At 68.7% G+C, this 21,048-nt stretch carries 21 protein-coding genes; 11 read left to right on the top strand and 10 right to left on the bottom strand.

The genetic code is table 11. The annotated features are described in order from the left end of the window. Positions 1–24 precede the first annotated feature (24 nt). The 4 genes from GGR71_RS01330 to GGR71_RS01315 all read left to right on the top strand — a co-directional run bounded on the left by GGR71_RS01330 (position 25) and on the right by GGR71_RS01315 (position 5,737). A complete protein-coding gene (locus GGR71_RS01330; protein ID WP_160957152.1) occupies positions 25–642 on the top strand; it encodes a TetR/AcrR family transcriptional regulator in 618 nt (205 codons plus the stop codon). A 78-nt stretch (positions 643–720) separates the two neighbouring features. Then, entirely contained in the window at positions 721–1,827 is a 1,107-nt protein-coding gene (locus tag GGR71_RS01325) for an efflux RND transporter periplasmic adaptor subunit (RefSeq protein ID WP_160957151.1), read from the top strand. After that, a complete protein-coding gene (locus GGR71_RS01320; RefSeq protein ID WP_184451584.1) occupies positions 1,824–4,895 on the top strand; it encodes an efflux RND transporter permease subunit in 3,072 nt (1,023 codons plus the stop codon). Before GGR71_RS01325 ends, GGR71_RS01320 begins: the two co-directional genes overlap by 4 nt. A gap of 35 nt (positions 4,896–4,930) precedes the next feature. After that, positions 4,931–5,737 carry an oxidoreductase gene (locus GGR71_RS01315; RefSeq protein ID WP_160957149.1) on the top strand — a complete coding sequence of 269 codons (807 nt, stop codon included), beginning with the start codon at positions 4,931–4,933 and terminating at the stop codon, positions 5,735–5,737. Positions 5,738–5,984: 247 nt separating this feature from the next. On the opposite strand, the gene phoU is transcribed toward GGR71_RS01315, so the two are convergent. The 6 genes from phoU to pstS (GGR71_RS01285) form a co-directional block, all read right to left on the bottom strand. Then, positions 5,985–6,695: a phosphate signaling complex protein PhoU gene (gene phoU, locus GGR71_RS01310; protein ID WP_017914020.1), complete on the bottom strand. Its 711-nt coding sequence runs from the start codon at positions 6,693–6,695 to the stop codon at positions 5,985–5,987. Positions 6,696–6,825: 130 nt separating this feature from the next. Then, the gene (gene pstB, locus GGR71_RS01305; RefSeq protein ID WP_152247536.1) at positions 6,826–7,653 is read right to left on the bottom strand and encodes a phosphate ABC transporter ATP-binding protein PstB; all 828 of its coding nucleotides are present in this window, start codon (positions 7,651–7,653) and stop codon (positions 6,826–6,828) included. 19 nt (positions 7,654–7,672) lie between these two features. After that, on the bottom strand, positions 7,673–8,539 hold the full coding sequence (gene pstA, locus GGR71_RS01300) for a phosphate ABC transporter permease PstA (RefSeq protein WP_160957148.1): 867 nt from the start codon (positions 8,537–8,539) through the stop codon (positions 7,673–7,675). A gap of 1 nt (position 8,540) precedes the next feature. Further along, positions 8,541–9,515 (bottom strand): phosphate ABC transporter permease subunit PstC, encoded by a 975-nt coding sequence (gene pstC, locus GGR71_RS01295; RefSeq protein WP_160945845.1) that lies wholly within the window; start codon positions 9,513–9,515, stop codon positions 8,541–8,543. A 213-nt stretch (positions 9,516–9,728) separates the two neighbouring features. Further along, positions 9,729–10,826, bottom strand: coding sequence for a phosphate ABC transporter substrate-binding protein PstS (gene pstS / locus GGR71_RS01290; protein ID WP_160957147.1), 1,098 nt, complete (start codon positions 10,824–10,826; stop codon positions 9,729–9,731). A 280-nt stretch (positions 10,827–11,106) separates the two neighbouring features. Then, positions 11,107–12,120, bottom strand: a complete 1,014-nt coding sequence (pstS, locus tag GGR71_RS01285; protein ID WP_160957146.1) for a phosphate ABC transporter substrate-binding protein PstS — start codon at positions 12,118–12,120, stop codon at positions 11,107–11,109. 258 nt (positions 12,121–12,378) lie between these two features. Here pstS (GGR71_RS01285) and GGR71_RS01280 point away from each other — a divergent pair, with 258 nt between their 5' ends. After that, positions 12,379–13,629 carry a porin gene (locus GGR71_RS01280; RefSeq protein WP_017910158.1) on the top strand — a complete coding sequence of 417 codons (1,251 nt, stop codon included), beginning with the start codon at positions 12,379–12,381 and terminating at the stop codon, positions 13,627–13,629. A 113-nt stretch (positions 13,630–13,742) separates the two neighbouring features. Here GGR71_RS01280 and nth read toward each other — a convergent pair whose 3' ends face one another. Genes nth through GGR71_RS01265 form a run of 3 tightly spaced genes read right to left on the bottom strand, consistent with a single transcriptional unit; the run spans position 13,743 to position 15,621 of the window. Next, complete coding sequence (nth, locus tag GGR71_RS01275; RefSeq protein WP_160957145.1) at positions 13,743–14,438, bottom strand: endonuclease III; 696 nt, start codon at positions 14,436–14,438, stop codon at positions 13,743–13,745. Further along, entirely contained in the window at positions 14,435–14,827 is a 393-nt protein-coding gene (locus GGR71_RS01270; protein ID WP_160957144.1) for a hypothetical protein, read from the bottom strand. The genes nth and GGR71_RS01270 overlap by 4 nt, the downstream gene beginning before the upstream one ends. A gap of 11 nt (positions 14,828–14,838) precedes the next feature. Then, the gene (locus tag GGR71_RS01265) at positions 14,839–15,621 is read right to left on the bottom strand and encodes an enoyl-CoA hydratase/isomerase family protein (RefSeq protein ID WP_160957143.1); all 783 of its coding nucleotides are present in this window, start codon (positions 15,619–15,621) and stop codon (positions 14,839–14,841) included. Between the two features lie 160 nt (positions 15,622–15,781). Here GGR71_RS01265 and GGR71_RS01260 point away from each other — a divergent pair, with 160 nt between their 5' ends. From GGR71_RS01260 to GGR71_RS01245, 4 genes are all read left to right on the top strand, one after another. Further along, complete coding sequence (locus tag GGR71_RS01260) at positions 15,782–16,483, top strand: FKBP-type peptidyl-prolyl cis-trans isomerase N-terminal domain-containing protein (protein ID WP_010343966.1); 702 nt, start codon at positions 15,782–15,784, stop codon at positions 16,481–16,483. Between the two features lie 113 nt (positions 16,484–16,596). Then, positions 16,597–17,397: an NUDIX hydrolase gene (locus GGR71_RS01255; protein ID WP_160957142.1), complete on the top strand. Its 801-nt coding sequence runs from the start codon at positions 16,597–16,599 to the stop codon at positions 17,395–17,397. Next, a complete protein-coding gene (locus GGR71_RS01250; RefSeq protein ID WP_160957141.1) occupies positions 17,394–18,275 on the top strand; it encodes a sulfurtransferase in 882 nt (293 codons plus the stop codon). The genes GGR71_RS01255 and GGR71_RS01250 overlap by 4 nt, the downstream gene beginning before the upstream one ends. Before the next feature lie 58 nt (positions 18,276–18,333). Beyond that, on the top strand, positions 18,334–19,269 hold the full coding sequence (locus tag GGR71_RS01245) for a DUF1684 domain-containing protein (RefSeq protein ID WP_456362581.1): 936 nt from the start codon (positions 18,334–18,336) through the stop codon (positions 19,267–19,269). Positions 19,270–19,428: 159 nt separating this feature from the next. On the opposite strand, the gene GGR71_RS01240 is transcribed toward GGR71_RS01245, so the two are convergent. Continuing rightward, entirely contained in the window at positions 19,429–20,004 is a 576-nt protein-coding gene (locus GGR71_RS01240) for an N-acetylmuramoyl-L-alanine amidase (RefSeq protein ID WP_160957139.1), read from the bottom strand. A 22-nt stretch (positions 20,005–20,026) separates the two neighbouring features. On the opposite strand from GGR71_RS01240, the gene GGR71_RS01235 reads away from it, so the two are divergent. Both GGR71_RS01235 and GGR71_RS01230 read left to right on the top strand, forming a co-directional pair. Beyond that, a complete protein-coding gene (locus tag GGR71_RS01235) occupies positions 20,027–20,518 on the top strand; it encodes an MOSC domain-containing protein (RefSeq protein ID WP_160957138.1) in 492 nt (163 codons plus the stop codon). Next, positions 20,515–21,042 (top strand): alpha/beta fold hydrolase, encoded by a 528-nt coding sequence (locus tag GGR71_RS01230; protein ID WP_048491833.1) that lies wholly within the window; start codon positions 20,515–20,517, stop codon positions 21,040–21,042. Before GGR71_RS01235 ends, GGR71_RS01230 begins: the two co-directional genes overlap by 4 nt. Positions 21,043–21,048 lie beyond the last annotated feature (6 nt).

Here is a 21,048-nt window from a genome sequence, read left to right as displayed (position 1 = left end):
CAGCGCCCCACGTAAGCTGCCGAAATGAGCAAAACACACACGCCTGCGCCCCAACTCCGCGGGCCTTCGGACCATGACGTCCGCGATCAGATCGTCGAGGCGGCGACCGACTATTTCGGCCGCTATGGCTATGGCAAGACCACCGTGTCCGAACTGGCCAAGGCGATCGGGTTTTCCAAGGCCTACATCTACAAGTTCTTCGATTCCAAGCAGGCGATCGGCGAGGTCATCTGCTCCAATCGCCTGAGCGCCATCATGGCGGCGGTCGACGCCGCCGTGGCCGACGTGCCCGCGGCGGCGGAGCGGCTGCGCCGGATGTTCAAGGCCTTGGCCGAAGCGGGCAGCCATCTGTTCTTCCAGGAGCGCAAGCTCTACGACCTCGCCGCCACCTCCGCCAGCGAGTCCTGGCCGGCGGTCGGCGCCTACGAGGCCCATCTGAAGGCGCTGGTGCTGCAGATCGTGCGCGATGGCCGCGAAGCGGGGGAGTTCGAACGCAAGACCCCGCTGGACGAGGCGGTCAATGCCATCTATCTGGTCATGCGCCCATACGTCAATCCGCTGTTGCTGCAGCACAACCTGGACAACGCCGCAGACGCGACGGCGCAGTTGTCCAGCCTGATCCTGCGGAGCCTGGCGCCTTAGTCGACATGTTGTGACTATTGACTAATTTGGTCACAAGTAAAAGAATGGGGGCGCCAGTTCTTCCTCAGAAGGGTTCCCATGCGTCGGCGCCGGTTTGCTTCGCCTCTCATTTGCCTGTTGTCGCTTGCCCTCGCGGCCTGCGGTAGCGATCACGCCTCCGATCCACGCACCGAGGCACCGCGGGTCAGGGTCGGGGTGGTGCGAGCGGCCATCGCGTCCTCGCCGTCGTTCTCTGGCGTGGTCGCGGCGCGGATCCAGAGCGACCTGGGGTTCCGCGTGTCCGGCAAGGTGCTGGAGCGCCTGGTCGACACCGGGCAGACGGTCAAGCGCGGGCAGCCGCTGATGCGCATGGATCCGGTCGATCTCGGGCTGCAGGCGCGCGCGCAACAGCAAGCCGTGGCGGCGGCGAAAGCGCGCGCCAGGCAGACCGCCGAGGATGAGGTGCGCTATCGCGACCTGGTCGCCGAGGGCGCTGTTTCCGCCTCCGCATACGCGCAGATCAGGGCCGCCGCCGACGCGGCGCAGGCGCAGCTGAAGGCGGCCGAGGCGCAGGCCGACGTGGCCACGAACGCCTCCGGCTACGCGCTGCTGCGCGCTGATGCGGATGGCGTGGTCGTGGCAACGCTCGCCGAGCCTGGCCAAGTGGTGAGTGCCGGGCAACCGGTGGTGCGCCTGGCGCGGGCAGGCCAGCGCGAAGCCGTCGTCCAGTTGCCCGAGACGCTGCGGCCCGCACTCGGATCGAGCGCGCAGGCCACGTTGTATGGCAACCGACAGGCAACGGTGCCGGCCACGCTGCGGCAGCTGTCGGATGCATCGGATCCAGCGACGCGGACGTACGAAGCCCGCTACGTGCTCGGCGGAGCGCTCGCCCAGGCGCCGCTCGGGGCCACCGTCAGCGTCCAGCTGTCTGGCCATGCCGACGCGCCGTCTGCCCTGCAGGTCCCGATCGGCGCCTTGTTCGACGCCGGCAAGGGGCCGGGTGTCTGGGCGGTCGAGGGGACGCCGGCGAGGGCGGTCTGGCGACCCGTGCGGGTGCTGGGCGTGGCGGACGACGTCCTGCAGGTGACGGGCAAGCTCCAGACCGGCGATCGGGTGGTGGCGCTGGGCGCGCATCTGCTGCGCGACGGCGAGATCGTCAGGCCGATCGACCCGGCCAGGGCGGGCGCGGTCGGAGCGCGTCCATGAGCGCGGGACGTTTCAACCTGTCCGCGCTCGCGGTCCGCGAGCGCTCGATCACGCTGTTCCTGATCGTCCTGATTTCCGTTGCGGGGATCGTCGCGTTCCTCCAGCTCGGGCGCGCGGAAGACCCGCCGTTCACGATCAAGCAGATGACGGTCGTCACCGCCTGGCCGGGCGCGACCGCGCAGGAGATGCAGGATCAGGTCGCCGAGCCGCTGGAAAAGCGCCTGCAGGAGCTGCGCTGGTACGACCGGGCGGAAACCTATACGCGTCCGGGACTGGCCGTGACGATGCTGTCGCTGCTCGACAGAACGCCGCCGTCGCAAGTCCAGGAGCAGTTCTACCAGGCGCGCAAGAAGCTCGGGGACGAGGCCGGGAAGCTGCCGGCCGGCGTCATCGGCCCGATGCTCAACGACGAGTATGCGGACGTGACGTTCGCGCTGTTTGCGCTCAAGGCCAAGGGCGAACCGCAGCGCCTGCTGGTGCGCGATGCCGAGTCGCTGCGCCAGCGGCTGCTGCATGTGCCCGGGGTGAAGAAGGTCAACATCATCGGTGAGCAGCCCGAGCGCATCTTCGTCTCGTTCTCGCACGACCGCCTGGCGACGCTGGGCGTCGCCCCGCAGGAGATCTTCGCTGCGCTGAACGGCCAGAACGCGCTGACGCCTGCCGGGTCCATCGAGACCAGGGGGCCGCAAGTGGTGGTGCGCATCGAGGGCGCGCTCGACACGTTGGACAAGATCCGCCAGACCCCCATCGTGGCGCAGGGCCGCACCCTGAAGCTGTCCGATGTCGCGACCGTCGAACGCGGTTACGAAGATCCTGCCACCTTCCTGGTGCGCAACAACGGCGAGCCGGCGCTGTTGCTGGGCGTGGTGATGCGCGACGACTGGAACGGGCTCGACCTGGGCAAGGCGCTGGAGGCGGAAGTCGGCAGCATCAATGCCGCTCTGCCGCTGGGCATGACCCTCGACAAGGTGACCGATCAGGCGGTGAACATCCGCGCGGCGGTCGACGAGTTCATGGTCAAGTTCTTCGTCGCGCTGCTGGTGGTGATGGTGGTTTGCTTCCTCAGCATGGGCTGGCGTGTCGGCGTCGTGGTCGCGGCGGCGGTGCCGCTGACGCTGGCGGCGGTGTTCGTCATCATGGCGGCCACCGGCAAGAACTTCGACCGCATCACGCTCGGCTCGTTGATCCTGGCGCTGGGCCTGTTGGTCGACGACGCCATCATCGCCATCGAAATGATGGTGGTGAAGATGGAGGAGGGCTACAGCCGCATCAAGGCCTCCGCCTATGCCTGGAGCCACACGGCCGCGCCCATGCTGTCCGGCACGCTGGTCACCGCCATCGGCTTCATGCCCAACGGGTTCGCGCGCTCCACCGCGGGCGAGTACACCGGCAACATGTTCTGGATCGTCGGCATCGCGCTGATCGCGTCGTGGGTGGTGGCGGTGGCGTTCACTCCCTACCTGGGCGTGAAGCTGCTGCCGGACATCCAGAAGGTCGAGGGCGGGCACGCCGCCATCTACGACACGCGCCACTACAACCGCTTCCGCCGGGTGCTGGGGCGCGTCATCGCCCGCAAGTGGCTGGTGGCCGGCGCGGTGCTGGGAGCGTTCGCGCTGGCGGTGGTCGGCATGGGCTTGGTCAAGAAGCAGTTCTTTCCCACCTCCGACCGGCCGGAAGTCCTGGTCGAAGTGCAGATGCCGTACGGCACATCCATCGCGCAGACCAGCGCGGCGACGGCGAAAGTGGAAGCGTGGCTGGCGCGGCAGCGGGAAGCCAGGATCGTGACGGCGTACATCGGCCAGGGCGCGCCGCGCTTCTTCCTGGCCATGGCGCCCGAATTGCCCGATCCTTCGTTCGCCAAGATCGTCGCGCTCGCCGGCGACGACAAGCAACGGGAAGCCCTCAAGTTCCGGTTGCGCCAGGCCGTGGCCGACGGGCTGGTGCCCGAGGCGCAGGTGCGCGTCACCCAGATCGTGTTCGGTCCTCCGTCGCCCTACCCGGTGGCCTACCGCGTGATGGGGCCCGACCCGGACACGTTGCGTGCGATCGCGCATCGCGTCGCGGGCGTGATGCACGCCAACCCGATGCTGCGCACCGTCAACAGCGATTGGGGAAACCGCGTCCCCACCTTGCACTTCACCCTCGATCAGGAGCGCCTGCAGGCGATCGGCCTGACCTCCAGTTCGGTGGCGCAGCAATTGCAGTTTCTGCTGAGCGGGGTGCCGTTGACGGAGGTACGCGAGGACATCCGGTCGGTGCAGGTGGTCGGCCGCGCGGCGGGCGCCATCCGCCTCGATCCGGCGAAGATCGCCGGCCTGACGCTGGTCGGCTCCGCAGGGCAACGCATTCCGTTGGCGCAGGTGGGCAGTGTCGAAGTGCGCATGGAGGATCCGATCCTGCGCCGCCGCGACCGCACGCCGACCATCACGGTGCGCGGCGACATCGCCGACGGGCTGCAACCCCCGGACGTGTCCACCGCGGTCCTGAAACAGTTGCAGCCGATCGTCGCGGCGCTTCCGTCCGGGTATCGGATCGAACAGGCCGGCTCCATCGAGGAATCCGCCAAGGCCACGACGGCGATGCTGCCGCTGTTCCCGATCATGATCGCGCTCACCCTGCTCATCATCATCCTGCAGGTGCGCTCGATCGCGGCCATGGTCATGGTGTTCGCCACCAGTCCGCTCGGCCTGATCGGCGTGGTGCCGACCCTGCTTCTGTTCCAGCAGCCGTTCGGCATCAATGCGCTGGTCGGGCTGATCGCGCTGTCGGGCATCCTGATGCGCAACACCTTGATCCTGATCGGGCAGATCCATCACAACGAACGCGACGGATCGAGTCCGTTCGATGCCGTGGTCGAGGCCACCGTACAGCGCGCACGGCCGGTGATCCTGACGGCGCTGGCGGCGGTACTGGCCTTCATTCCGCTGACCCATTCGGTGTTCTGGGGAACGCTGGCGTACACCCTGATCGGCGGCACCCTGGCCGGCACGGTGCTGACGCTGGTGTTCCTGCCGGCCATGTACGCCATCTGGTTCAGGATCACGCCCGCGCCTGCGCAACAGCGTTGACCATCGTCCTCCATCGCCACAGGAAAGGAACTGCCATGTCGAATTCCACGGTCGTTGTCGTGACCGGCGTTTCATCGGGCATCGGGCGCGCCGCCGCCCTGGCCTTTGCCGAGCGGGGGTGCCGGGTGTTCGGAACCGTACGCGATGTCGAAAAAGCGGAGGCGTTGCCGGGCATTGCGCTCGTGGAAATGGATGTGCGCGACGACGCCTCCGTGCAGCGGGTGGTCCGTGGCGTCATGGCGCAAGCCGGCGCGATCGACGTACTGATCAACAGCGCCGGGGTGACCTTGCTCGGCGCGCTGGAGGAGACCTCGGTCGCCGAAGCGCAGGCGGTGTTCGATACCAACCTCTTCGGCCTGTTGCGCACGATCCAGGCAGTGCTGCCGCACATGCGCGAGCGACGCGCTGGCCGGATCGTCAACATCAGTTCGGTGCTGGGTTTCCTGCCCGCGCCCTACATGGCGGTCTACTCGGCATCCAAGCATGCGGTGGAGGGATTGTCCGAAACCCTCGATCACGAGGTCCGCCAATTCGGCATCCGGGTGTCGCTGGTCGAACCGTCCTTCACCAGGACCAACCTGGATCGCAACGCGCCCCGGGCCGTCGCCAGCATCCCCGCCTATGGCCAGGCGCTTGCCGTCGTGTCCAAGGCCATCCAGCAGCGGGTGCAGAACGCGCCGGCGCCCGACGGCGTCGTCGACGCGATCCTCGCGGCCGCCTTGGGGACATGGAAGATGCGCCGCACGCCTAGGGGCGAGGCCGCGCGTCTGGCCGCGTTGCGCCGCTTCCTGCCTGCAGGTCCGGTCGAGAAAGGCCTCCGACGGACCTTCGGGTTGACGTGACCCCCATCGGGCAGGCATCGCGCGGTGCGGCCCGCGTCAATCGGCAGGCAACGCGGTTGGCGCTGCCGTCGCGCACTGCCGGGTTCAAGGCTTCCGTCTCGCGCTCCACGATCGCGGGTGGAGAACCGCGCTGCCATGGCATTGCCTGGCGTCGATGCAGGCTGCAACAAAAAGGCTCCGCGACATGCACGGAGCCTTCGGAAAGGCGCAGCGGCGACCGGCGCAGGGCCGGTCCGCCCGCGACGCTTCAGATGCCGCTGGTGGAGCTGGTCTCGTCGCGCTTGTCGCGCGGCGGCAGCGGCTCGTCGCCGTGCACCAGGAACCACACGTTCTCGGCGATGTTGGTGGCGTGGTCGCCGATCCGCTCCAGGTTCTTGGCCATGAACAGCAGGTGCGTGCACGGGGTGATGTTGCGTGGATCTTCCATCATGTAGGTCAGCAGCTCGCGGAACAGCGCGGTGTATTGCGCATCGAGCTGCGCGTCGCCCTGGCGCACCAGCAGCGCGGCGTCGGCGTCGTTGTTCTGGTAGGCGGCCAGCGCCGCGCGCACCTGTTCGGCGGCGAGCTTGCCGAGCTGGCGCAGGCCCAGGGTCTGCGGCATCGGCGGCGACATGTTCAGTGCGATCGAGCGCTTGGCCACGTTGGCGGCGTAGTCGCCGATGCGTTCGACGTCGGCGGGAATGCGCAGGCCGGCGAGGATCTCGCGCAGGTCGCGCGCCATCGGCCCGCGCAGCGCCAGGCGCATCACGTCATGGCTGATGGAATGCTCGAGCGCGTCGATCGCCTCGTCGTTGACGACGATGCGCAGTGCCGCGTTGTCGTCGCGGCGTTCGACCACGTCCAGCGCCGCTTCCAACTGCGCCACCGCGGTTTCGCCCATGCGCACGATCTCGGCGGCGAGGCGATGCTGTTCTTCGTCGTAGCTCTTCACGATGTGCTCGTTGGGCTGAGTGTTCATGTCGTAGGTCCAATAGGTGCGTTGGTGTCGCCGCGGCCATGCCTGGCGGTGCGGTGCTGGCGTCGCCGGGCGCCCGCCCGGAGGGCGGCGGGCGCGGCCGCTGCGACGAGGCAGCGGCGGCCGCAGCGGCTCAGCCGAAACGGCCGGTGATGTAGTCTTCGGTCTGCTGCTTGTTCGGCTGCGAGAAGATGATTTCGGTGCGGTCGTGCTCGATCAGGTCGCCCAGGTACATGAAGGCGGTGTAGTCCGACACGCGCGCGGCCTGCTGCATGTTGTGGGTGACGATGACGATGGTGTAGTCGTTCTTCAGCTCTTCCACCAGTTGCTCGATGCGGCTGGTCGAGATCGGATCCAGTGCAGAGGTCGGCTCGTCGAGCAGCAGCACGTCCGGGCGCAGCGCCACCGCACGGGCGATGCACAGGCGCTGCTGCTGGCCGCCGGACAGGCCCAGCGCGCTCTGCCCGAGCTTGTCCTTGACCTCGTCCCACAGCGCGCCCTGGCGCAGCGCGTGTTCGACGCGGTCGGCCATGTCCGCCTTGGACAATTTCTCGTGGTGGCGGATGCCGTAGGCGACGTTCTCGAAGATGGTCATCGGGAACGGCACCGGCTTCTGGAACACCATGCCGACCTTGCTGCGCAGGCGGTTCATCGGGTACTTCGGCGAAAGGATGTTCTCGCCGTCCAGCAGCACCTCGCCGCGCGCCTCCAGCTTCGGATACAGCGCGTAGATGCGGTTGAAGATGCGCAGCAGGGTGGACTTGCCGCAGCCGGACGGGCCGATCAGCGCGGTGACGCGCTTCTCCGGCACTTCCAGGTTGATGCCCTTCAGCGCGTGGTACTTGTCGTAGTAGAAGTCCAGGCCGCGCGCGGCGATCTTGACCGGCGACGGCGCCAGCGCGGTGTGCCCGTTGGGCATGGCGATGCGGTGCATCGGTGCGGCGTTGTGGTGATCGTTCATGGCCGGGTCCATAGGGGTATCAATCGTTGGAGATCTTGTTGCGCACCAGCAGGGCGCGCGCGCCGAGGCTGACCAGCAGGACGAACACGGTGAGCACCAGCGCACCGGACCAGGCCAGCAACTGCCAGCTCGGGTAGGGGCTGCCGGCGAAGGAGTTCATCACCACCGGCACGCTGGCCATCGGCTGGAGGATGTTGTTGTTCCAGTACTGGTTGCCGAAGGCGGTGAACAACAGCGGTGCGGTCTCGCCGCTGATGCGTGCCAGCGCCAGCATCACGCCGGTGACGATGCCGGCCGAGGCGCTGCGGTACAGCACCTGCATGGTCACCTTCCACTGCGGGATGCCCAGCGACAGGGCCGCCTCGCGCATCTGCGCCGGCACCAGCCGCAGCATCTCGTCGGTGGTGCGCACCACCACCGGCAGCACGATGAAGGCCAGCGACAGCGCGCCGGCCAGCGCCGAGAAGCGGCCGCCGGTCTGCATCACGTACAGGGTGTAGACGAACAGGCCGAGCACGATCGACGGCGCCGACAGCAGGATGTCGTTGACGAAGCGCACCACCTGGCCGGTCTTGCGTGCGTTGCCGTACTCGGCCAGCCAGGTGCCGGCGGCCACGCCCAGCGGGGTGCCGATCAGCAGCGCCAGGCCGCACATCACCGCGCTGCCGAAGAACGCGTTGGCCAGCCCGCCTTCCTCGCCCGGCGGCGGGGTCATGCGGGTGAACAGGTCCACGTTGATGCCGGAGATGCCCTTGGCCACCAGGGTCCACAGGATCCAGGCCAGGAACACCAGCCCGAACAGCGCGGTCAGGCAGGACAGGGTGAGCGCGACGACATTGATCACGCGGCGGCGGTTGTACAGGCGGTGGGCGACGTCGGCGGCCATCTCAGTTGCCCTCCTTGCGCGACAGTTGCGCCAGCATCAGGCGGGCGATCGCCAGCACGATGAAGGTCACGATGAACAGCACGAAGCCGAGCAGCAGCAGTGCCGACCGGTAGGTCTCGGTGGCTTCGCCGAAGTCGTTGGCGATCAGCGCGGCGATGGTGGTACCCGGTTCCAGCAGCGAGGGCGACAGGCGCACCGTGTTGCCGACCACGAAGGCCACCGCCATGGTCTCGCCGAGCGCGCGGCCCAGGCCCAGGAAGATGCCGCCGATCACCGCCGAGCGGGTGTAGGGCAGCACGATGTCCCAACTCACCTCCCAGCGCGTGGAACCCAGCGCGTAGGCCGACTCCTTGAGCCGGGTCGGCACGGTCAGGAACACCTCGCGCATCACCGAGGAGATGAAGGGGATCACCATGATCGCCAGCACGAAGCCGGCGGTGAGCAGGCCGATGCCCAGCGGTGGGCCCTGGAAGATCGGGCCGATCAGCGGCAGCGTGCCGAGGTGGTCGTTGAGCCAGGGGGTGACGTACTCGGTCATCATCGGCACCAGCACGAACAGGCCCCACATGCCGTAGATGATCGAGGGGATGCCGGCCAGCAGTTCGATCGCGGTGCCGACCGGGCCGCGCAGCCAGCGCGGCGCCACTTCGGTCAGGAAGAAGGCGATGCCGAAGCTCACCGGCACCGCGATCAGCATCGCGATCAGCGCGGTCACCAGGGTGCCGTAGATCGGCGCCAGCGCGCCGTACTTGTTCTCGACCGGGTTCCACTCGCTGGAGTAGAAGAAACTCAGGCCCTGCAGCTGCAGGGCGTGGCGGCCGCCCCACAGCATCGACAGCGCCGCGCTGCCCAGGGCGACGAGCACGAACACGACGGTGGCGGTGAGGATCCAGCGGAACACTCGGTCGGCACGCGCGTCACGCAGGTCGCGTCCGCGTGGCGCCGACATCGCTTCGGGAAGGACAGTGCTGTTCATGGGCTCGGTCGTCGCCGGAGCACGCGCCTGCGCGCTCCGATCGTGGCCGCGGCGGGGGTGGCCGCGCGCGGTGGGTGGTTGCATCGCTCCCGCACAGGCGGGAACCCGAAAGTCCGGATCACAAGATGCCGAGACGGCGACCGGCGGCGCCTGGAGCGCACCGCCGGTCGCCGCTTGCCGCGGCAGTGCGCGCAGCGCGCACCGCCCTGGCGCTTACTTGAATTCCTTGCTCCAGTACGCCTCGATCTGCTGCACCAGCTCCGGCGGCAGCGGCACGTAGTGCAGGGCGTCGGCCTGCGGCTGGCCCTTCTCGAAGGCCCACTTGAAGAACTCCAGGGTCGCCTTGCTGCGCGCCGGGTCCTTGGCCTGCTTGTGCATCAGCATGAAGTTGGTGGCGGTGATCGGCCACGCCTGCGCGCCCGCGGCGTTGGTGATGACCAGGTTGAAGTCCTTGGCGTTGGCCCAGTCGGCCGACGCGGCAGCCGCGGCGAAGCTTTCGGCATTGGGCTGCACCCAGTTGCCGGCGGCGTTCTGCATCGACGCGTACGGCATCTTGTTCTGCAGCGCGTAGGCCAGTTCGACGTAGCCGATCGAGCCCTTGATCTGCTGCACGTACGAGGCCACGCCTTCGTTGCCCTTGCCGCCGACGCCGCCCGGCCACTGCACCGAGGTGCCTTCGCCGACCTTGCCCTTCCACTCCGGGCTGACCTTGGACAGGTAGTTGGTGAAGTTGAAGCTGGTGCCCGAGCCGTCGGAGCGGTGCACCAGGTTGATCTTGGCGTCGGGCAGGGTCACGCCCGGGTTCAGCGCGGTCAGCGCCGGGTCGTTCCACTTGCTGATCTTGCCCAGGAAGATGTCGGCCAGCACCGGGCCGGTCAGCCGCAGCTTGCCCGCGTCCATGCCGTCCAGGTTGACCACCGGCACCACCCCCCCAATCGCCGAGGGGAACTGGCCGAGACCGGCGGCGGCCAGTTCGGCGCTGTCCAGCGGCTTGTCGGAGGAGCCGAAATCGACCGTGCCGGCCTTGATCTGGGCGATGCCGCCGCCGGAGCCGATCGACTGGTAGTTGATCTTGTTGCCGGTGGCCGCGTTGTAGTCGGCCGACCACTTGGAGATCAGCGGGTAGATGAAGGAGGCACCGGCACCGGAAATCTCCGCGGCGGTCTTGGCGCCGGCGGCCGGCGCGGCAGCGGGCGTCCCGCCCGCCGCATCGGCGGCGCCCTGCTTGTCGCCGTTGCCGGGCTGGCAGGCGGTGACGGCGAAGGCCAGGGCGAGGGACAGAACGGCAATGCGCGCCGGCTGCAGTTTCATGGGGGTCACTCCGTAGCGAAGAGCGCCGGGACATCCGGCGGATGCTCGCTATGAAATGATATTTTTGTTACAGCCAGATGACTTGCGGATTGGTTGGCGGATGCCATCCCAGGATGCAGTCGGCGCATGGTCCCGCAGAGCCGCGGCAGGGCGGGGGACGCGTGCCGATGACTGGCCGACGCGAACTCGATACTCCGGGACAAAAAAGACGCGGACCCTGCGGTCCGCGCCTTCGGGGTATCGCCGTGCCGGCGCGCGCCGGCACGGGCGAGATACCGGCTTACTTCATGTTCTGCGCCCAGTAGGCTTCGATCTGCTTGACCAGCGGCTCCGGCAGCGGCACGTAGTCCAGCGCCTTGGCCTGCGGCTGTCCCTGCTCGAACGACCACTTGAAGAAGTCCAGCGCGGCCTTCGACGACGCCGGCTTCTTGGCCTTCTTGTACATGATGGCCCAGGTGGTGGCGGTGATCGGCCACGCGTCCTGGCCCGGCGCGTTGGTCATGATCAGGTTGAAGTCCTTGGCCGACTTCCAGTCCGCGGTGGCGGCGGCAGCGGAGAAGGCCTTGTCGTCCGGCATCACGAAACGGCCGGCGGCGTTCTTCATGCCGGCGTAGCTGAGCTTGTTCTGCAGCGCGTAGGCGTACTCGACGTAGCCGATGCCGCCGCGGATCTGCTTGACGTAGGCGGCCACGCCTTCGTTGCCCTTGCCGCCGATGCCGGCCGGCCACTGCACGGCGGTGCCTTCACCGACCTTGCTCTTCCACTCCGGGCTGACCTTGGACAGGTAGTTGGTGAAGTTGAAGCTGGTGCCCGAACCGTCGGAGCGGTGCACGATGGTGATCTTCAGGTCGGGCAGGGCCAGGCCCGGGTTCAGCGCGGCGATCGCCGGGTCGTTCCACTTGCTGATCTTGCCCAGGAAGATGTTGGCCAGCACGGTGCCGTCGAGCTTCATCGCGCCCGGGGCCACGCCCGCCACGTTGAACACCGGCACGATGCCGCCGATCACGACCGGGAACTGGCCCAGGCCGAACTTCTCCAGTTCCGCGCCGCTCAGCGGCTTGTCGGAGGCGCCGAAATCGACCGTGGCCGCCTGGATCTGCGCGATGCCGCCGCCGGAACCGATCGACTGGTAGTTGACGCGGTTGCCGCTTTTCTCGGCATAGGCAGCCGACCACTTCGACAGCACCGGATAGACGAAGCTGGAGCCTGCGCCGGTGACATCGGTGGCTTGCGCCGCGAGCGAAAACGTAGCGACCGCGGCGGCTGCCAGCAGTCGGAGCTTGAGGGAACGCATCGGGAGAACTCCTGAAATAGGTGGTATGCCGGCACCCCTGCCGGCATCGGCTGCATTCCAAGACTTTTTCATGAACGTCTGAAGAAAATCAGATGTCAGTCCGGTGACAGCCCTGCCCGGACGGCATGCCTTCGTTCCGACACGAAGCTGACTCAAAACCGTCATGTCTTTGACGGAATCTTTACAAATGGTCGGGCCATCGCACTGGGGCCGCACCGCACCCATACCACCCTGCCACCACCCATCGGAGACATCCTAATGCGTTCCCATCTTCTCGCCACGGCGATCCTCGCCAGCCTCGGCCTCGCGTCGGCGCCGCAGGCGTTCGCGGCGAAGGCCAAGGCCAGCAGCAACCCGCCCGCCGTCAGCGCTGCCCAGCTGCAGCAGTTGCAGGCCCAGATCGAAGCGCTGCAGACCCAGGTCCAGCAGTTGCAGGCGCAGTCGGAAGCCCTGCAGGCGCAGTCCGACGCGCAGTCGGAAGTGAATGTCGTGCAGGCCCAGGCGACCGAAACGGCGCAGGCCAGCGCCGCCAAGGTCGACAAGCTCGCCAAGCTGGTCAACGACAACAAGATCGGCGGCCGCATGTTCTTCGACCTGACCAACATCGACCGCACCAGCGGTGGCGCCAAGACCGCCGCCAGCGGCACCGGTCTGGACGTCAAGCGCTTCTACCTGACCGTCGACCACAGCTTCAACGAGATCTGGTCGGCCAACCTGACCACCGACTTCCAGTACAGCTCGGCGCTGTCCAACACCCAGCTGTTCGTCAAGAAGGCCTACGTGCAGGGCAAGTTCGACGACGCCTTCGCGCTGCGCATCGGTGCCGCCGACATGCCGTGGGTGCCGTTCGTCGAGAAGTTCTACGGCTACCGCTACGTCGAGAACACCCTGACCGACCGCCTGAAGTACGCCAACTCCTCCGACTGGGGTCTGCACGCCTTCGGCGACCTGGGCTCGCAGGTCAACTACGCGATGTCGGTGGTCAACGGTGCGGGCTACAAGAACCCGACCCGCGGCAAGGGCATGGACGTGGAAGGCCGCGTCGCCTACATGCCGATGCAGAACCTGGCCATTGCCGTCGGCGCTTACTCGGGCAAGCTGGGCAAGGAAACCGACATCCTCGACGCGCAGCACGACTACACCCGCGCCGATGCGATGGTCGCCTACGCCGATTCCAACTTCCGCCTGGGCGGCGAGTACTTCCAGGCCAAGAACCTCAACAACGTGCTGACCCCGGCCACCGACAAGTCCAGCGGCTGGTCGGTGTGGGGCAGCGTGGCGCTGACCGACGGCGGCATCAACGCCTTCGCCCGCTACGACAAGACCGACCTGAGCAAGACCATCGACCCGACCCTGGCCGACAAGTACTGGAACGTCGGCGTCGAGTTCCCGGTGCTGAAGAACCTCAAGCTGGCCACCGTGTACAAGTACACGCACCAGGACAACGCCTCCAAGAAGACCGACGTGGAAACCAAGGAATTCGGCGTCTGGGGCGACCTGTCGTTCTGATTCGCGCAGTTCCACTGGCTGTACGGAGGGCGGCGCATTGCGCCGCCTTTCTTTTTTTCATGCCTGCGGCGGAGTAGCGGCGTACGCGCTGCGCATGTCGCGCGGTGCGGCGCTCAGGCGCTCGCCGGCGTCTTGTCCTTGTACCGGCACAGGTCGCGGATCGCGCACTGCGGGCAGTCGGGCTTGCGCGCCTTGCACACGTAGCGGCCGTGCAGGATCAGCCAGTGGTGCGCGTCGTGCAGGAACTGCGCCGGCACGCGCTTGAGCAGGGAATCCTCGACCGCGCGCACGTCCTTGCCCGGGGCGAGTCCGGTGCGGTTGGCGACGCGGAAGATGTGCGTGTCCACCGCCATGGTCGGCTCGCCGAAGGCGGTGTTGAGCACCACGTTGGCGGTCTTGCGGCCGACCCCGGGCAGGGCTTCCAGTGCGGCGCGCGAACGCGGCACCTCGCCGCCGTGCTGCTCGACCAGGAGCTTGCAGGTGGCGATGACGTTCTTGGCCTTGGCGTTGAACAGGCCGATGGTGGAGATGTAGCGCTTCAGTCCGTCCTCGCCCAGCGCCAGGATCGCGGCCGGCGTGTTCGCCACCGGATACAGGCGCCGCGTGGCCTTGTTGACGCCGACGTCGGTGGCCTGCGCGGAGAGGATCACCGCGATCAGCAGTTCGAACGGGCTGTCGTATTCCAGCTCGGTGGTCGGGGTGGGGTTGAGTTCGGACAGGCGCGAGAACAGCTCGTGGATCTCGTCCTTGCTCAGCAGGCGCCCGCGCCGTGCTGGCGTGCTTGCGCCCGTGCTCGCGGTCGCGCTCATCGGCCGCCTCGCTGCGCGGCCTTGGCCTTGGCGCGGGCCAGGATCGCCGCGGCCACCGCGGGTAGCGCCGGCGCGCTCGCTGCGGGCGCGATCGTGGTCATGGCCGCCGGTATCGCTGGCGCACGCCGCGCCTGGCGTGCCGCGGCGCGGCGTTCCAGCCGCGCGGTGCGCGCCCGGTAGCGCGCGCGCGCGTCCCACGCATCGCGCAAGCGCTGCTGCGCGGCGAGCAACTGCGCGCGTAGCTGCGGATGCGCCGGGTCCAGGCGATCGTCGCCGCGATCGGTGCCGCGGTAGTCCATCAGGCCGCCGTCGATCGCGGCATCCAGATCGTCGTCCAGGATCCAGCGCAACAACTGCAGCGGCGTGGCGGAGGTGGGGGCGTGCGACATCGTGCGCGGGCTCAGCGGTTGCGGAACTGCGGCGGACGCCGCTCCAGGAAGGCGCGGGTGCCTTCGCGCATGTCCTCGCTGGAGAACAGCAGGCCGAACTGCGCGGTCTCGTACTCCAGTCCCTGTTCGATCGCGCTTTCGCCGCCGATCTGGATCGCATCGAGGATGCCGCGCAAGGCCAGCGGTGCGGCCTCGGCCAGTTGCTGCGCCAACTGCAGCGTGGTCGCGCGCAGGTCGTCGGCGGCCACCACGCAGTTGACCAATCCCAATTGCAGTGCGCGCGCCGCATCGATCGGCGCGCCGAGCAGGCACAGTTCCAGCGCCGCGGCGCGGCCGACCAGCCGCAGCAGGCGCTGGGTACCGCCGAAGCCGGGAATCAGCCCGAGATTGATCTCCGGCTGGCCCAGGCGGGCGCCCTCGGCGGCCACGCGCAGGTGGCAGGCCATCGCCAGTTCCAGCCCGCCGCCGAGGGCGAAACCGTTGACCATCGCCAGCACCGGCTTGGGCATGCGTTCGATCCGGCGCATCAGGCGCTGGCCCAGTTGCGAGAAGTCGCGGCCCTGCACCGGTGTCAGTTCGTTCATTTCGGCGATGTCGGCGCCGGCCACGAAAGCCTTCTCGCCGGCGCCGGTCAGCACCACCACGCGGATCTGCGGGTCGTCCGCGGCCGCGGCGAAGGCCGTCTCCAGCGCCTGCAAAACCTGGCGATTCAAGGCGTTGAGCTTGTCGGCTCGATTCACGGTGAGGATGCGGATCGCACCCTGGGTATCGGCGAGGACCGGCGTGCCGGACATGTGCATTCCTGGTTGTTAAAAAAAGGTAATGGGAACTCTGGACGGGCCGCGGCAGTCAGAGCAGCGTCGTCGGTAGCGGTTACGCGCCGCGGCGGCTATCCTAACGCGTCATCTCAGGCGGCACGGGCCGCCCTGTGCCACCACCCTGGAGAATTGTTTGATGAAGTTGCGTTCTATTGCGGTCGCTGTCGCGGCCCTCGCCCTGAGCGGCAATGCGTTCGCCCAGGACACCTCGTCCGAGAAGGGCAAGCTGAGCTATTACTTCGGCTACGACTACGGCAACAACCTTGCCGAACTCACCGGTCGCGGCGAGCAGCTCGATATCAATGCGGTGGTGAAGGGCTTGCAGGACGCCTACGCCAAGAAGCAGCCGGCGGTCAGCGCCGACCAGCTGAAGCCGGCGGTGGAAGCGTTCCAGAAGCGCGAGCAGGCCCGCGCCCAGCAGGCCAAGGCCGACTACGAGAAGGCCGCCGCCGAGAACAAGACCAAGAGCGACCAGTTCATGGCCCAGAACAAGGCCAAGGCTGGCGTGCAGACCCTGCCCAGCGGTGTGCAGTACCGCGTGATCGAGGCCGGCACCGGCGCCAAGCCGACCCAGGCCAGCACCGTGCAGCTGGAAGTGGCCGGTCCGTATCCGTTCGGCCAGCGCCCGGCTCAGGCGCGTCCGGCGCAGCAGATCCCGGCGATCAAGGTCAGCGAAGTCGAGATGCAGGCCATGCGCGACACACTGCTGCAGATGCCGGCCGGCTCCAAGTGGGAAGTGACCCTGCCGCCGGACAAGGCCTACGGTGCCGACCCGCGTACGCCGTTCCCGCCGAACGTGGCGGTGCAGTTCGAGATCAAGCTGGTCAGCGTCAAGTAAGCACGCTGTTTCAGTGCACGACGATTGCGCCGGCAGCGATGCCGGCGCAATTTTTTTGGGCAGGCAACGACGGCGACGACGAATCGCGCTAGGCTGGCAAGGTGTCGAATCCGATGGATCCCGTTGCGCATGCCCCGCTCACGCCCTGCATCGGTCTCTGCCGTCTCGATGCGCAGGGCTATTGCGCCGGCTGCCTGCGCAGCGGCGACGAGATCGCAGGCTGGCGCGGCATGAGCGACGCCGAACGCCGCCGCTACATGGACGAGGTGCTGCCGGGCCGCGGCTGGTCGCCGTCGCCGTCGCAGCGCCTGGCCGAACGCGCGCATCTGCTGCGCGCGCTGCACCCGCTGCAGCGGCCGCCGGCGGGGCCGGGCTGGAACCATCACGAACTGCAGGATCTGCTGCCGGACGGCGCGCCGGTGGAAGCCGCGGTCCTGGCCGGCCTAGTGCCGCGCGCCGATGGCACCTACGTGCTGTTGACCCGGCGCACCGACAGCCTGCGCCACCACGGTGGCCAGGTCAGTTTTCCCGGCGGCCGCATCGAGGCCAGCGACGCCGATGCGGTGGCCGCGGCGCTGCGCGAGAGCGAAGAGGAGATCGCGCTGGCGGCGACGCAGGCCGAGCCGCTGGGCTACCTGGATCCGTTCGTCACCATCAGCGGCTTCCGGGTGATGCCGGTGGTCGCGGCGATCGATCCGCGCTTCGTGCCGCAGCCGCATCCGGGCGAGGTGGCGGAGGTGTTCGAGGTGCCGCTGGCCTATCTGATGGCGCCGGACAACCTGCGCAGCATCGAGACCGATTACCGCGGACGCCCACGCGTCGTGCTGGAGTACGGCTGGCCCGGCCAGCGGATCTGGGGCGCGACCGCGGCGATCCTGCTCAACCTGCGCCGCCGACTGGAGCAAGCCGCATGACCGCAACGTCCCCCGCATGGCACACCCTGGTCGAGGCGCCGGCATTGGCCGCCGCGCTCGGCGATCCCGCGCTGCGCCTGGTCGATGCGCGGTTCGCGCCGGCGGCGCTGCTCGACCCCGCCGCGGCCGCGGCCGCGCGCGAGGCCTATGTGCAATCGCACCTGCCCGGGGCGGTCTACGCCGATCTGAACGCGGATCTGTCCGATCTCGGCCGTCCCGGCCTGGGCCGGCACCCATTGCCGGACGACGCGGCTTTCGCGCGCACCCTGGGGCAATGGGGCATCGGCCCGCAGCACCAGGTGGTGGTCTACGACGCCGGCGATGGCAGCATGGCCGCGGCGCGGTTGTGGTGGATGCTGGGCCTGCTCGGCCATCGCCGTGTCGCCGTGCTCGACGGCGGCCTGGCCGAATGGCGCCGGCTGGGCCTGCCGGAAACCGGCGCGGCCACCGCGCCATCGCCGCTGCCGCCGTATCCGCAATCCTTCGATGCGGCACGCATCGTTTCCGCCGACGAGGTCGCCGCGCGCCTGCACGAAGCGCCAGGCTGGTTGTTCGATGCGCGCCCCGGCGAACGCTTTCGCGGCGAGGTGGAGCCGATCGACCCGCTGCCCGGGCACGTGCCCGGCGCGCTCAACCGGCCGCTGGCGCAGAACCTGCGCGACGGCCGCCTGCGCCCGGCGCAGGAACTGCGCGCGGAGTTGGAGCCGCTGCTGCAGGGGCGCGATCCGCGCGAGGTGGTGCTGATGTGCGGCTCGGGCGTCACCGCCTGCCATCTGCTGCTGGCGCTGGAGCACGCCGGCCTGCACGGTGCGCGCGTGTATGCCGGCTCCTGGAGTGGCTGGATCGCCGATCCGGCGCGGCCGCGCGCCCTCGGCTAGGGCCGGCGCCGGCACACACGGGAACGCATGCACGATGGCACGCGACAGGGGCGGCACCATGCGCTGGCGTGAGGCGTGCGGGCTGGCGATGCTGCTGGGCCTGGTCGCCTGCGGCGACCGGCGCGCGGCGGCCGATGGCGCCGATGCCTCGCCGCGCGCGCAATCGGCCACGCACTATCGCGAGGCGGTGCAGCGTGCCCGTGCGCAGCGCCTGGCGACGCTGCGCGCGCCGTCTGGCTGGCTGAGTTACACCGGCTCCGGCCGCCTGCACAGCGGCGCGCACAGCGTCGGCAGCGCTGCCGACAACGACGTGCAGTTGCCGGCCGGTCCGGCGCATCTGGGCGTGCTGCAGGTGGAACCGCAGGAGGGTGTGCATTTCCAGGCCGCGGCGGACGCGACGGTGCAGGTGAACGGCCAGCCGTTCGCCGACGGGCGCCTGGAGACCGACGCGGCGCATGGCACCGAAACCCGCTTGATGCTGGGTGCGCAGGAATTCTACGTGGTGCGCACCGGCAACCTGTTCGGCTGGCGCTTCCGCGATCCGCAGGCACCGGCGCGCGCGCGATTCCGTGGCATCGACTATTTTCCGATCGATCCGCAGTGGCGGGTGGTGGCCGATTGGCATCCCGTGCCGGCGCCGCAGGCGATGGTGCTGCTCACATCGATCGGCACGCCGCAGCCGCTGGCCCTGGTCGGCAGTGCCGACTTCGTGCTGCAGGGGCGGCGCTACCGCCTGCAGGTGCTGCGCGATGGCGCCGGCCAGCGTCTGTTCCTGCCGTTCTCCGATCGCACCAGCGGCCGTGAGAGTTATGGCGGTGCCCGCTATCTGTTCGTGCCGGCGCCGCAGGGCGACCGCATCGTGCTGGACTTCAATCTGGCGCAGAACCCGCCGTGCGCGTTCACCCCGCACGTGGTGTGCCCGCTGGCGCCGGTGGGCAATCGCCTGGACGTGGCAGTGACCGCCGGCGAGAAGAATTACGTCGGCGCGCACTGAGCGCGCAGGAATCTTGTAGGAACGGCTTCAGCCGCGACGGGGCCGTTCCCGGTGAGGCCCGTCGCGGCTGAAGCCGCTCCTACGAGCGTGCGGATACGACGCTGTCTGGTACTCCATCGCGGCCCGCATCAGCCGTTCCATCCACCGCCTCCGAGGTGGTCACGGCGACGGCGCATACGGCGCCAGCGCCACCGCCTCCAGCACCTGCGGCCACGGGAAGTGCGGTCCCGGATCCAGCTTGCGCTGCACCTGCCGCGTCGGATCGTCGCTGGCCGGTTCCAGGCTGCGGTCCAGCGCGTCGTGTCCGGCGATGTGGCGCAGCTGCGGCAGTTCCGCATGCAGTTGCTGCAGCAGTCGGATCAGCGCCTGCACTTGCGCCGGCGGGTAGGGCTCGGTCATCGCTTGGTGGCGCGAATCCAGCCACAGCGGATAGCGCCCGCGGTTGACCAGTTCGATGCCCAGCGACTGCCGGTTGTAGCCGCGCACGTGATGCGCGATGCGTTGCAACGGCACGTAGCGGTGCACACTGCCGTCGCGGTCGATGTAGAAATGGCCGCTGTTGCCGGTGCCCGACGGATACAGCACACGCTCGCCGTACAGGCGCGCGCTGGCCAGGTCCGGCAACTCTGTGCAGTGGATCACCGCCAGCGTGATGCTGTCAGGCGCGCGCTCTTCCAGCCGCCCGACGTAAGGCAGGGGCATATCGTGGATCGGCAACGGCAAGGTGGGCGGCATGCGCGGATGCTAGCATTCGCCGATGACCCTGAATTCCGAAAGCCCGCTGGCGACCCTGCTGGCCACACTGCCGCGTGCCGGACGCGTGGATTGGATCGGCCTGCGCCAGGCACGCGATGTGCCGATGCTCGAAGTCGAGGCCGCCGTGGCGCATGCCGAGGGCGGCCTGTTCGGCGATCGCTATGCCGGCAGCAACGGCAAGCGCGGCGTGACCCTGATCCAGGCCGAACACCTGCCGGCGATCGCCGCGCTGGCCGGCCATGCGGCGGTGGCGCCGGCGACGCTGCGGCGCAACGTGGTGGTCTCGGGCATTCCGCTGATCGCACTGAAGGGGCGCCGCTTCCGCATCGGCGAGGTCGAGCTGGAAGGCATCGCGCCGTGCGATCCGTGCTCGCGCATGGAGCAGGCGCTGGGGCCGGGCGGCTACAACGCCATGCGCGGCCACGGCGGCCTGTGCGCGCGCATCGTGCAGGGCGGTACGCTGCGGCTGGGCGATGCGGTGGTGGCGCTGTGAGCCGCGGCCATTGCATCCTCTCGCACGGCTTCGAGAGCGGGCCGGACGCGATCAAGGTGACCGCGCTGGCCGAGGTCGCGCAGCGCCTGGGCTGGAGCCACTCGCGCCCGGACTACACCGACTTGGACGCGCGCCGCGACATCAGCCCGCTCGGCGACGTGCCGACGCGCCTGCAGCGTCTGCTCGACCTGGCGCAGGCGGCGGCGCAACGCGGGCCGCTGGTACTGGCCGGGTCCAGCCTCGGCGCCTACATCGCCGCGCAGGTGTCGCTGCACGTGCCGGTGCGCGGCCTGTTCCTGATGGTGCCGCCGACGCGGATGGGCCACATGCCGGCGCTGGATGCGGCAGCGGTGCCGATCTCGGTGGTGCACGCCTGGCGCGATGAACTGATTCCCGCGAGCGAGGTGATCGCCTGGGCGCAGGCGCGCGCCGCGCGGCTGCTGCTGGTCGACGACACCCATCGCCTGGGCGAGCACGTGGCGACCTCGGCGCAGGCCTTCGCCGAACTGCTGGAGCGCCTGTGAGCGCTT

The sequence above is a fragment of the Xanthomonas sp. F1 genome (genome assembly GCF_014199855.1).
This window is presented reverse-complemented; position numbering and strand designations above follow the sequence as displayed.

Excerpts from the sequence above, each read along its gene's own strand:
- GGR71_RS01330 (WP_160957152.1), top strand. The coding sequence starts at position 25 with ATGAGCAAAACACACACGCCTGCGCCCCAACTCCGCGGGCCTTCGGAC.
- GGR71_RS01325 (WP_160957151.1), top strand. The coding sequence starts at position 721 with ATGCGTCGGCGCCGGTTTGCTTCGCCTCTCATTTGCCTGTTGTCGCTT.
- GGR71_RS01320 (WP_184451584.1), top strand. The coding sequence starts at position 1,824 with ATGAGCGCGGGACGTTTCAACCTGTCCGCGCTCGCGGTCCGCGAGCGC.
- GGR71_RS01315 (WP_160957149.1), top strand. The coding sequence starts at position 4,931 with ATGTCGAATTCCACGGTCGTTGTCGTGACCGGCGTTTCATCGGGCATC.
- phoU (WP_017914020.1), bottom strand. The coding sequence starts at position 6,695 with ATGAACACTCAGCCCAACGAGCACATCGTGAAGAGCTACGACGAAGAA.
- pstB (WP_152247536.1), bottom strand. The coding sequence starts at position 7,653 with ATGAACGATCACCACAACGCCGCACCGATGCACCGCATCGCCATGCCC.
- pstA (WP_160957148.1), bottom strand. The coding sequence starts at position 8,539 with ATGGCCGCCGACGTCGCCCACCGCCTGTACAACCGCCGCCGCGTGATC.
- pstC (WP_160945845.1), bottom strand. The coding sequence starts at position 9,515 with ATGAACAGCACTGTCCTTCCCGAAGCGATGTCGGCGCCACGCGGACGC.
- pstS (WP_160957147.1), bottom strand. The coding sequence starts at position 10,826 with ATGAAACTGCAGCCGGCGCGCATTGCCGTTCTGTCCCTCGCCCTGGCC.
- pstS (WP_160957146.1), bottom strand. The coding sequence starts at position 12,120 with ATGCGTTCCCTCAAGCTCCGACTGCTGGCAGCCGCCGCGGTCGCTACG.
- GGR71_RS01280 (WP_017910158.1), top strand. The coding sequence starts at position 12,379 with ATGCGTTCCCATCTTCTCGCCACGGCGATCCTCGCCAGCCTCGGCCTC.
- nth (WP_160957145.1), bottom strand. The coding sequence starts at position 14,438 with ATGAGCGCGACCGCGAGCACGGGCGCAAGCACGCCAGCACGGCGCGGG.
- GGR71_RS01270 (WP_160957144.1), bottom strand. The coding sequence starts at position 14,827 with ATGTCGCACGCCCCCACCTCCGCCACGCCGCTGCAGTTGTTGCGCTGG.
- GGR71_RS01265 (WP_160957143.1), bottom strand. The coding sequence starts at position 15,621 with ATGTCCGGCACGCCGGTCCTCGCCGATACCCAGGGTGCGATCCGCATC.
- GGR71_RS01260 (WP_010343966.1), top strand. The coding sequence starts at position 15,782 with ATGAAGTTGCGTTCTATTGCGGTCGCTGTCGCGGCCCTCGCCCTGAGC.
- GGR71_RS01255 (WP_160957142.1), top strand. The coding sequence starts at position 16,597 with ATGGATCCCGTTGCGCATGCCCCGCTCACGCCCTGCATCGGTCTCTGC.
- GGR71_RS01250 (WP_160957141.1), top strand. The coding sequence starts at position 17,394 with ATGACCGCAACGTCCCCCGCATGGCACACCCTGGTCGAGGCGCCGGCA.
- GGR71_RS01245 (WP_456362581.1), top strand. The coding sequence starts at position 18,334 with ATGCGCTGGCGTGAGGCGTGCGGGCTGGCGATGCTGCTGGGCCTGGTC.
- GGR71_RS01240 (WP_160957139.1), bottom strand. The coding sequence starts at position 20,004 with ATGCCGCCCACCTTGCCGTTGCCGATCCACGATATGCCCCTGCCTTAC.
- GGR71_RS01235 (WP_160957138.1), top strand. The coding sequence starts at position 20,027 with ATGACCCTGAATTCCGAAAGCCCGCTGGCGACCCTGCTGGCCACACTG.